Annotated in this window: 9 protein-coding genes; 4 read left to right on the plus strand and 5 right to left on the minus strand. The window is 38.8% G+C overall.

All coding sequences use genetic code 11. The annotated features are described in order from the left end of the window. The 3 genes from AC1DG9_RS16730 to obgE all read left to right on the plus strand — a co-directional run. On the plus strand, positions 1–798 hold a 798-nt coding region (locus AC1DG9_RS16730), incomplete at its 5' end, for a right-handed parallel beta-helix repeat-containing protein (RefSeq protein WP_477634918.1). Positions 799–1,136: 338 nt separating this feature from the next. Then, positions 1,137–1,706: an adenylate kinase gene (locus AC1DG9_RS16735; RefSeq protein WP_172660846.1), complete on the plus strand. Its 570-nt coding sequence runs from the start codon at positions 1,137–1,139 to the stop codon at positions 1,704–1,706. A 104-nt stretch (positions 1,707–1,810) separates the two neighbouring features. Continuing rightward, complete coding sequence (obgE, locus tag AC1DG9_RS16740; RefSeq protein ID WP_172660845.1) at positions 1,811–2,809, plus strand: GTPase ObgE; 999 nt, start codon at positions 1,811–1,813, stop codon at positions 2,807–2,809. On the opposite strand, the gene AC1DG9_RS16745 is transcribed toward obgE, so the two are convergent. The 5 genes from AC1DG9_RS16745 to AC1DG9_RS16765 all read right to left on the minus strand — a co-directional run bounded on the left by AC1DG9_RS16745 (position 2,806) and on the right by AC1DG9_RS16765 (position 8,874). Next, positions 2,806–4,038, minus strand: a complete 1,233-nt coding sequence (locus tag AC1DG9_RS16745; RefSeq protein WP_337715744.1) for a TCR/Tet family MFS transporter — start codon at positions 4,036–4,038, stop codon at positions 2,806–2,808. The genes obgE and AC1DG9_RS16745 overlap by 4 nt on opposite strands. 59 nt (positions 4,039–4,097) lie before the next feature. Continuing rightward, complete coding sequence (locus tag AC1DG9_RS16750) at positions 4,098–6,290, minus strand: peptidase domain-containing ABC transporter (RefSeq protein WP_477634919.1); 2,193 nt, start codon at positions 6,288–6,290, stop codon at positions 4,098–4,100. Next, positions 6,271–7,443 (minus strand): HlyD family secretion protein, encoded by a 1,173-nt coding sequence (locus AC1DG9_RS16755; protein WP_477634920.1) that lies wholly within the window; start codon positions 7,441–7,443, stop codon positions 6,271–6,273. Before AC1DG9_RS16755 ends, AC1DG9_RS16750 begins: the two co-directional genes overlap by 20 nt. Before the next feature lie 63 nt (positions 7,444–7,506). Then, entirely contained in the window at positions 7,507–7,713 is a 207-nt protein-coding gene (locus tag AC1DG9_RS16760) for a hypothetical protein (RefSeq protein ID WP_048904154.1), read from the minus strand. Between the two features lie 285 nt (positions 7,714–7,998). Then, positions 7,999–8,874 carry an AraC family transcriptional regulator gene (locus AC1DG9_RS16765; RefSeq protein WP_172660841.1) on the minus strand — a complete coding sequence of 292 codons (876 nt, stop codon included), beginning with the start codon at positions 8,872–8,874 and terminating at the stop codon, positions 7,999–8,001. Positions 8,875–8,995: 121 nt separating this feature from the next. On the opposite strand from AC1DG9_RS16765, the gene AC1DG9_RS16770 reads away from it, so the two are divergent. Next, positions 8,996–10,352: PVC-type heme-binding CxxCH protein (locus AC1DG9_RS16770; protein ID WP_477634921.1), on the plus strand; the 1,357-nt coding region annotated here is incomplete at its 3' end.

Genomic DNA, 10,352 nt, shown 5'->3' on the forward strand with positions numbered 1-10,352 from the left:
GCAAATCCCAACCCTTCGTATAATTATGTTCGCAATGGTATAATTGCCGACAATGAAGTTTTTAATATAGATGGGAAGACAGGACCAATTCCCGCCTATAAGGACCATAACGGTGCTATCGGCATTTATATTGATGGTGCCAGAAATATTTTGGTTGAAAGGAATCTGGTTAGAGATAGTGGCAGGGGTATAGGGATTGTTAGCGAAACAGATAATTTTCCCACTCAGGAGTGCATCGTCAGGAATAACGTAGTATACAATTGTTCATTGGGTGGAATTTATATGGGTGGATATATAGGTTATACCGGGGGAGGTACCAATAAATGTTATGTAGTGAACAATACTGTCTATCACAATAGCAAAGATTTGGGCTACTCAAATGAAGTTGAGGGAGAGATTAGACTAACAGAGAATTGCAACGATAATGTGATTAGAAATAACATTATTTATCCGAGACCAGATAGAGGCGTTTTTATCAATAAACAAGTTACTGGCGGTACAAATAATGTTGTTAGCGACAACCTGTATTATTCAGAAGGGTTAAGTATTTGGCGCTGGAATAATGTTCCTTATACTGATTTTAATTTGTGGAAAGCTGCTTGCGGTGGTGATGCTGGCTCTTTATGGGGGGCAGATCCTTTGTTTGTAAATAAACTAATTTATGATTTTCATCTTAAATCTGCCTCGCCTGCAAAAAATACCGGAACAGTTATTTCTGCTGAGATAAATGGTACAACCGACAAGGATGGGAAGACTCGTATTGTGAATAATTTGATTAGCAAGGGGGCCTATCAATAGTCTTTAATAAAGATTTGGCCGCCCTGCATTGACCCTTGACGAGGGTTATTTGTAAAAAAATCAATATAGTAAATTAATAATTATATATTTGCAGGCTAAAAAGTAACCTTCTTTTCTCGGTATTTGTTGAGATTAATGAATTGAGAACTGGAGAGTTATCACAACTGATTTAATAGGTATAAGTAAATTATTTTGAATGGTTAAATCTCTATTTGTAGAAGTTAATTTTATTAGATCTTCAATAAATTTCTTAGAGATTTTTAACTGTGAATGTATAAATAACAACCAAAAGCCTTACTGCTTGCGCAGAAGGCTTTTTAACTTTAAAGACAACCCGAATGCTTAATTTTGTTCTCTTTGGCCCACCGGGTGCAGGCAAAGGCACCCAATCAGAAAAATTAATTGAGAAGTATCAATTGATTCACATTTCAACAGGCGACCTTTTTAGGGCCCATATCAAAAATCAATCTCCTTTAGGACAACGCGTGAGTGCCCTGATTGCAGAAGGGCAACTTGTTCCTGATGAAATTACGATTGCTATGCTGGAGGAAGAAGTTGATAAAAATCCAAATGCTAAAGGATTTATATTTGATGGTTTCCCGCGTACGGTTCCTCAGGCCGAGGCTTTAGATGAGTTTCTTGAGAGTAAAGGAAGTTCAATCGCTGGCGTAATTGCACTTGATGTGGATCAGCAGGAGCTGACTAAGCGTATTGCGCAAAGACAAATTGAGACAGGTCGCGTTGATGATCAGGCTGATAAATTGCAAAAACGTATAGAAGAGTACTTCAGCAAAACGATTCATGTTTTGCCTTATTATGAAGGACAAAATAAGCTAAGTAAGGTGAATGGTATCGGAAAGATCGATGACATTTTTGCTGATTTAAGCGCTGTAATAGATAAATACTAGATCAATAATAATACAAGTAGCGGGGCGAATTTTTAGTTCTTCCCGCTATTTTCATATATCCTGAAAAGTTTTTTCAGGCTTATTTTTTTTAAAAATAGAAGGTTATGTCACAAGGTTCCAATTTTGTAGATTATGTTAAAATATGCTGTCGCTCTGGAAAAGGAGGGTCGGGCTCTGCACATTTGCACCGGGATATAAGAACTTCTACAGGTGGGCCTGATGGGGGTGATGGTGGTCGTGGTGGACACATTATATTAAGGGGAAATGCTCAGTTCTGGACGTTGCTTCACTTAAAATACCGTAAGCATATTATCGCTCAGGACGGCGCGCCAGGCTCTAGTGGTACCTCAACAGGAAAACAAGGTAAAGATGAAATCCTTGATGTTCCTCTGGGTACTATTGCCAAAGATGCCGAAACCGGAAATGTTCTTTTTGAGATTACTCAGGATGGCGAAACCAAGATACTTACTCCGGGGGGAAGAGGAGGCTTGGGTAACTGGCACTTTAAAACTCCTACTTTGCAAACTCCACGTTTTGCACAGCCAGGAGAGTCGGGCAAGGAAGAATGGATGGTGCTTGAACTTAAGGTTCTGGCTGATGTTGGTCTTGTTGGATTCCCTAATGCCGGTAAATCAACTTTGTTATCTGTACTTTCGGCTGCTAAGCCAGAAATTGCCGATTATCCATTTACAACGATTGTACCTAATCTGGGTATAGTGTCTTACAGAGATAGCAAATCTTTTGTAATGGCAGACATTCCCGGTATTATAGAGGGAGCTTCTAAAGGTAAAGGATTAGGTTATCGGTTTCTCAGACATATTGAACGTAATTCAGTATTGCTATTTATGGTACCGGCGGATACGCAAAGAACCATAGCCCAAGAATATGAAATACTTAAAGCAGAGCTTAAGGATTACAATCCTGAGCTGATGCAAAAACCACATTTACTGGCCATAACCAAATCAGATATGCTTGATGAGGAATTGGTAGCAGAAATGAAAAAGGAGCTTCCTAAAAATATTCCTTCCATATTTATTTCATCTGTGGCACAAAAGGGATTGGTTGAATTAAAAGATATGCTTTGGGCAGCTATTAATAGCTAAGCATTCTTTCGGTTCATAAACGAATGACCTTTCATTGTTCTATAAGCAATTAACACACTAATTAGCATTAATACAGCTCCGGCAAGAAACGGTGCTCCCGCAAATTTAATTGCAGCGCCAGGGCTTGTAAACCATGCAAATAAGTTTGTCATGAATAGAGGCCCTATAATTGCGGTTACGCTCATTAAACTTGTTAATGCACCCTGTAATTCGCCCTGTTCGTTTTGAGGGACATTGCCAGACATAATTGCCTGTAAAGCAGGGCCTGCAATTCCACCAAGACAATAAGGCACAAGGAAAGCAAACATCATCCAGGTTTCTGAAGCGAAGGCAAAAAGAAACAAGCCTACGGCGTATAATATGAAACCCACGTAGATACTCTTCTCATTGCCCAGTCTGGGATTAATGAACCGGATTAGTCCACCTTGCACTGCGGCTACAAGTACGCCTACCACCGTTAAGGAGATTCCTATCATAGAGGTGCTCCACTTAAACTTCTCTATATTGACAAATGTCCAGGTACTTTGCACAGAATGGCTGGCTATGTACAGGAAAACAAGCGCTATAATTAAGCCGCCAAGACCTTTATATTTTTTAAGCTGCATTAATGACCCAAGCGGATTGGCTCTTTTCCATTCAAAGGCACGCCTGTGTTCTTTATCTAAAGACTCTGGCAATACAAAATAGCCATAAACCACATTAACCAATGTTAATATTGCGGCGGCTATAAAAGGTACACGTGGCCCGATTTCTCCAAGTAAACCTCCTAATGCCGGACCGATAATAAAACCTACTCCAAATGCGGCACCAATCATTCCAAAGTTCTGCGCACGGTTTTCGTTTGTACTAATGTCGGCTATATAGGCTGTTGCAGTGGTCATACTTGCACCAAAGATGCCAGCTATGATACGGCCCACAAAAAGCCACCAGATGGTAGGTGCAAGGGCAAGGAAAATATAATCTATTCCGAATCCGAAAAGAGATAAGAGAAGAACAGGCCGCCGACCATATTTGTCACTAAGATTTCCTATAATAGGCGCGCAAACAAATTGCATAATGGCGTAAACAAAGGTAAGCCAACCACTCCATTGGGAGGCCTGGCTAATATTGCCACCAATGAGCTGTTCAATTAATTGAGGAAATACGGGAATGATAAGGCCAATGCCAATAACATCAAGTAGTAGGGTAATAAAAATAAAACTTAACGCAGCCTTTCGGGATGTTGCCATAAATTATAGAAATGTTTTAGACCGCGTAAGGTATAACATTTGAGTGGGAAAATAAAGAGCTATCCGTGTGTTATTAATTGCGGAGTTTGCAATTTCCAGAGGTTTGCATAAGCAGAGTTTTTGTTGAACAAAAGCTCATTATGTGTCCCTTCCTCAACAACAAGACCTTTGTCTAATACAATGATCTTATCCGCATTGTTCAGCGTACTTAGGCGATGGGCAATAACAATTACTGTTTTATGTTGAACTTTTAATAGATCAATCATTCTTTGCACATGCTGTTCAGACGCAGAATCCAATGAAGAGGTAGCTTCATCAAGAATAAGAATCTCGGGATTACTATATATGGCCCTGGCTATCGCTATGCGTTGTCTTTGTCCGCCTGACAGGGTAGTGCCATTTTCGCCAAGATAGGTTTGAAATCCTGATGGTAAAGTTTCTATAAAGTCAATAATTCCAAGCTGGGTAGATATATCTATGATCCTTTGCATGTCGGGTTCATAATCTCCAACAGCGATATTGTCGATAACATTACCTGCAAATAGATCAATCTTTTGCKGTACAACAGAAACCACATTCCGAAGAGAGGAGTTGCGAATATACTTGAGGTCGTACTTGCCAATACTCACATTTCCTTTTTGTATCGGATAGATGTTTTGGAGTATAGACATCAGCGTCGATTTACCAGAACCACTTTCTCCAACAATCGCTGTAAATTTACCTTTAGGTATTCTAAGGTTAAGGTTTTCAAATACGGTAACTCTTGTTCCGTAACGGAAAGAAACATTTTCAAAATGAATGTCACCTATTTTATCAGGAGTAAGGTCAATTTGATTTTCATCGTTTTCCCGCTCCAGGTCCATTATTTCAAACAATCTATCTGCTGCAATAACGGCATCCTGAACGGTCCTGTTCATGCCAATCAAAGAAGATACCGGCCCGGTGAAATAACCTATAAGGGTGTAGAATGATAAAAGCTCGCCGGGAGTGATTTTACTTTCCAGTACATAACCGGCACCTACCCATAACAATATAATGGTTAACAAACGAGAAACCAATTCAGAGGATGTTCCAGAAAAAACAGCGTTAATGTTCGATTTAAATCCAGTTTGCAACAGTTTAATAAAGCGTGTTTCCGTTTTTTCATTGGCATGTCCTTCTAACCCGAAGCGCTTTATTGTTCCTATTGCATTTAAGCTTTCAACCAATTGTGATTCCAGTTCAGCCGAATCTTCCATTAGTTTTCTCTGCGCTTTTTTGTTCAGTTTATTGGTTATATAGTATATCAGCAAATACAAAGGAATTACTGTTAGCATGATTAAGGCCAGCTTCCAGTAGTAAGTAAACATCATGATAAATGAGAAGAACACAATAAAGATATTTACCAGAAAATTTATGCTCACATCATTTAAGAACGTCCTGATCTTTACCGCGTCATTAATTCTTGAAATGATTTCGCCCACACGCATGGTATCGAAAAATTGTTGAGGCAGTTTTAACAGGTGTTTATAGTATCCTAATATCAGCTGAGCATCTATCATTTGCCCTGTTTTGAGGGTAAAGATGGTTTTTGCTGTACCAATAAAGAGTTGCAGGGCTAGAATGATGATCATTCCAATACTCATTAAGTTGAGTAAATTTCTGTTGCCATCTACAAGAACAAAATCTACCAGCTTTTGAACAAATACAGATGTAGACAAGCCCAGGATCGTATATACAATTGCGCCAAACAAGGCCTGAATCAGGATGCTTTTGTGTGGTCTTATCAGGTTCCAGAAACGGCCCTGTACAGATACCTTTTCATTCCCCGACTGGAATTCTTCAGCCGGCAGAAGCAGTACTAAAGCGCCGGTCCATTCTTTTTTAAACAGCTCGTGACTTTTGCGGTGCATCTGTCCGTCAATAGGATCCATCACCTCTACATACTTATTGGTAACCTTGTAAATTACTACATAGTGTTGCAGAATATCATGCACAATAAGATGTGCAACGGCCGGTTTGGGGATTTTAAACAAACTTTCAAATGGGCCTTTAACTCCCTTAGCCTCAAAACCCAATTTCTCGGCGGCTTCTACCATGCCAAGTACATTGGTTCCTTTTTTGTCGGTGCCTGCCAATTGTCTGATGCGTGCAACAGGCAAATCCAATTTATAGTGGGATGCTATAGAAGCAAGGCAAGCTGCTCCACAGTCGGTTATATCGTGTTGTTTTACTTTGATGCTCATAGCCTTCTCATATCGCTCCGCTAACATTTGGATTTACCCAATCATCTACCTTGTCGTATAGCAATTGGTATAAACTTCTTTCGGTTACCGTAAAGCGGGCAGTAAAATTCATACCCTTTTTTAAATAGCCCTTGTAACCATTTTTTAACATTAAATAATTCTGGTCCAAACTGCATTTTACTTTAAATACAGGTTGGTTATTATTAATTATAATGATGTCGTCAGAAATATCGAGCACTTTACCCTCAGCCAAACCCCATTGGTTGTAATTAAAAGCATCTATTTGAAAGCGTACTTCCTGCCCTTTCTTAATTAAGCCAATATCTGCTGGTTTTATATAGCAAAAGGCCGTTAGGTTGGTATCAGGAGATATTTCTCCTATTTTTTGATTGGCAAAAACGTAGGCTCCTTTTTGAAGACCAACCAAATTTTGTAAAGATCCGGCAATAGGGGCCCTTAATATGTATTGTTTTTTTTGTTCGTTTATTTCTACCTGTTGACCTGAAAGCTCACGCAATTCATTTCGCAATTGGTTTGCTTCGGTTTGCCATTGGGTTTTATATTTTGTACTTACCATCAAAAAGGCAGATTCTGCTTGTTCAAGTTCGAATTTGTACTTATCGTATTCAGATTCTGTAAGCACTTTATTCTGGTATAACYTGCTGTATCTGTTGAAGGTGCTTTCTGCTTGTTTTTTTGCTATTCGCGCATTTTCAAGTTCTTGGGCAAATTGTTGCCATGCAGCATTATATTGGCCTGTTTGAAGGCTAGGGTAGCTGTATCCGTTTCGATTAATGTAAATTAACAGCATATGTATATCCTGCAGGAACTGTCCAATTTGTCCCTGACGGTTTTGTACCAAAGCACCCTGCTGTTTGGGTAGTGCTCCATCAATGATTAAGAGCGTATCGCCTTGTTTAAGTTTCTTATTGTCTGTAAGCTTAAGCAGCGTAAGTCTGCCGTTTACAGGTATTGTTAGCTCCGTTTTTTCAACTGAAGATTGTAATAGTCCAGTGCTTTTTACACTTATTGGCGTTTTTATAAATGGGAGTGCGGCAAAAGTTCCAAGGATTGCAAAAACTGCAATCAGGTATATGAGCTTGGTTGAATTACTGATTTGTGATCGATAAACAAGTGAGGTGCTTGAAATTGTTTCGGCGGAATAGGTAGAAAGGGGCATATAGTTGGATATTAAAGCAACTGTTATTCTGAATTTCAGAATAACAGTTGCCGATATTTTTTCTTACAGGCTCCAAACCAGTTTCAAAACATTGGTTAATGTTTTGCTTAAGAAAGCTGAAGTGTCAGCTGCTACAGAGTTTACGGTTCCTACTACAGAAGTCAAAAGACTATCTAATATACCGCCAAGTAAACCACCGCCTTCAACTTTTGTCATTTCAGTTGTGTTCATTTCTTGAACACCAAGATTGTTTAATTCTAACTTGTTCATAATAGGGGGTTGTTATTGTTAAATTCCTTACTCGTTAAAGGCTTTTCAGGATACGCCTATGTTGGCCAACACTAAAACGAAAGTAATAATAAAAGTGAGAAAACCATGGCAGGGGAAATCTGCAAGAAAGCGCTAAATTGTTGACTTAGATGGGTAAAATATGGGTTTTTGACAAGAAAACCATTTGTATTAAGGGAAAATCGATAGCGTGTATGGATTTGTTCAATTTGTTCATTTAGTGCACTATAGGTAAGCGGGCACCTCATCCCCAAATTTAAGATCGTTTTAGATACTTTCTGTCCTTATTTTAAGGTATTCATTTCTATATTGAAGTGGCGTTTTTCCGGTTACTTCTTTGAACTGTTTGTTAAAGTTAGAAAGCGTAGTATAACCGGAATCATAGCTCACACTGTTGATGCTTATTTTGTTTTCGTTCAAAAGTTTGCGTGCATAATCTATCCTTAACTCCTTTAAAAAATCTGAAAAGGATTTGTTGACCCTCGATTTGAAATACCTGCTAAACGAACTGGGGGTCATGTTTATCAGTTCGGCGATCACTTCCAGACTTATTTTATCTCTATAGTTTTTCATAATGTACCTATAGATCTTATTCATCCGGTCAGATTCGGTTTTGTTATTTATTGGAATGTAGTTGACATGCGTGATCGGATGGCAGTCTGTTGAGTCTGCAATTGTATTTAGAATCTGAAGTAGTATAATTAATCGCGAAACCCCCTTTGCATTGAGGAGTTCGTGCATCATTTTACTTACCATCTTATTGGTTTTGCCATAAATTTCCAGTCCCCTTCCCGCTTTTTCAAATAGTAAACGGATGTTCTCCATTTCTTCTTTTGAACTTATAATTTCATTAAGAAAATTCTGAGGGAAGTATATTACTATGCCTAGCGTTTTTGATGATTTTTTGGTGTCAGGGTCATTTCTCCATAAATGTGGAAGATTAGGTCCTGTAAATACAAGGTCTCCTGGTTTAAATGGTTTAATATTATCTCCAATAAAGCGTGTTCCCCATCCTTTTAGAACTAAAAATAATTGATACTCAGGGTGTTGGTGGAGGCTGGGGTCGAAGTTTAATTCCTCCAGTCTCTTAACAACCAGTAATTTGGAATGAGGGATGGCAGATTTTTGAACAATGCTTTTCATTTGATGTGAAAGTATAAAAAAATAGAGCAATGACAAAATACACTTAGAAACTGATAATATTTAGATAGAATAATGATATAAAAAATAGCTTATTTGTATTTCCAAATATAATAATGACCCAATGAGAAAGATTATTTTTCTAATCGTATTAAGTAGTGTCTTGTTTCAGTATTGTTCAAATAAAACAAGAGTAGTCGGTGGAAATGCAGAGAAACAGCATCCCCGAAGAGCTGAGGTGCTTTTTTTAGGAAACGAAAGTACGCATCATAACTCATCAAAGCTTGCTCCGATGCTGATCAGTCCTCTTTTCGGACTGGGGATTAATGTCTCTTATACCACTGATACGAGTTTGTTAAACACTCAGACACTTAATAAATACGATGGTATCATTATTTACGGTAACTATGATACCATTACTCCGGACAAGGAAAAAGCACTTAAAGATTTTGTAGAGGGGGGGAAAGCTTTAATCCCTATTCACTCTGCATCTTTCTGCTTTCAGAATTCTGATTGGTATATTCAGGCCGTTGGCGGACAGTTTAGTACCCATAAAACAGGGGTATTCTCGGCGGTAACGGTGAATAAAAATCACCCTGTCATGAAAGGCGTTAATCCTTTCTCCTCATGGGATGAAACCTATGTTCATACCAAGCTTAATCCCGATATGACTGTTTTGCAGGAACGTGTTGAGGGCGATTTACATGAGCCTTATACCTGGGTTCGCAAACAAGGTAAAGGGAGGGTATTTTATACCGCAAGTGGTCACAATGATAGCACCTGGAAACAACCTGATTTTATAAAACTGATCAGTAATGGGGTCATCTGGGCTTTGGGAGATAAAGTGCAAAAGCAAATTGCCGATTACAAAATTCCTGTTGGCGTGTATTCTGATGCCAATATTCCTAATTACGAAAAACGTGATCCGGCACCAAGATTCCAGCATGCCTTTACTGCTGCTGAATCCCAAAAGCGTATGCAGGTTCCTGTAGATTTTGACATACAGCTTTTTGCATCAGAGCCTGATATTATTAACCCAATTTCAATGGCATGGGATGAAAAAGGAAGACTATGGGTAATAGAAACGATAGATTATCCAAATACAATAAGAAATAAAAATGGCAAGGGCGACGACAGAATAAAGATTTGTGAGGATACTGACGGAGACGGTAAAGCAGATAAGTTTACAATTTTTGCCGATGGTTTGAACATTCCTACCAGTATCATGTTTTCAAACGGTGGTGTAATCGTTGCACAGGCCCCTGACTTTATTTTCCTGAAAGATACCGATGGCGATGATAAGGCTGATATTCGTGAAAATATCATCACCGGATGGGGTAAAAGCGATACCCATGCCGGCCCTTCAAATTTAAAATACGGATTCGATAATCGGATCTGGGGAGTGGTGGGATATGCTGGCTTTGAAGGTAAAATTGGCGATCAGAATCTGAAGTTCAGTCAGGGGGTGTACAGTTTTACAC

Source organism: Pedobacter sp. 05L430 (assembly GCF_056397585.1).

Bases quoted from the DNA above. Each gene is read 5' to 3' on its own strand.
- AC1DG9_RS16765 (WP_172660841.1), bottom strand. From the start codon at position 8,874: ATGAAAAGCATTGTTCAAAAATCTGCCATCCCTCATTCCAAATTACTG.
- AC1DG9_RS16735 (WP_172660846.1), top strand. From the start codon at position 1,137: ATGCTTAATTTTGTTCTCTTTGGCCCACCGGGTGCAGGCAAAGGCACC.
- obgE (WP_172660845.1), top strand. From the start codon at position 1,811: ATGTCACAAGGTTCCAATTTTGTAGATTATGTTAAAATATGCTGTCGC.
- AC1DG9_RS16760 (WP_048904154.1), bottom strand. From the start codon at position 7,713: ATGAACAAGTTAGAATTAAACAATCTTGGTGTTCAAGAAATGAACACA.
- AC1DG9_RS16745 (WP_337715744.1), bottom strand. From the start codon at position 4,038: ATGGCAACATCCCGAAAGGCTGCGTTAAGTTTTATTTTTATTACCCTA.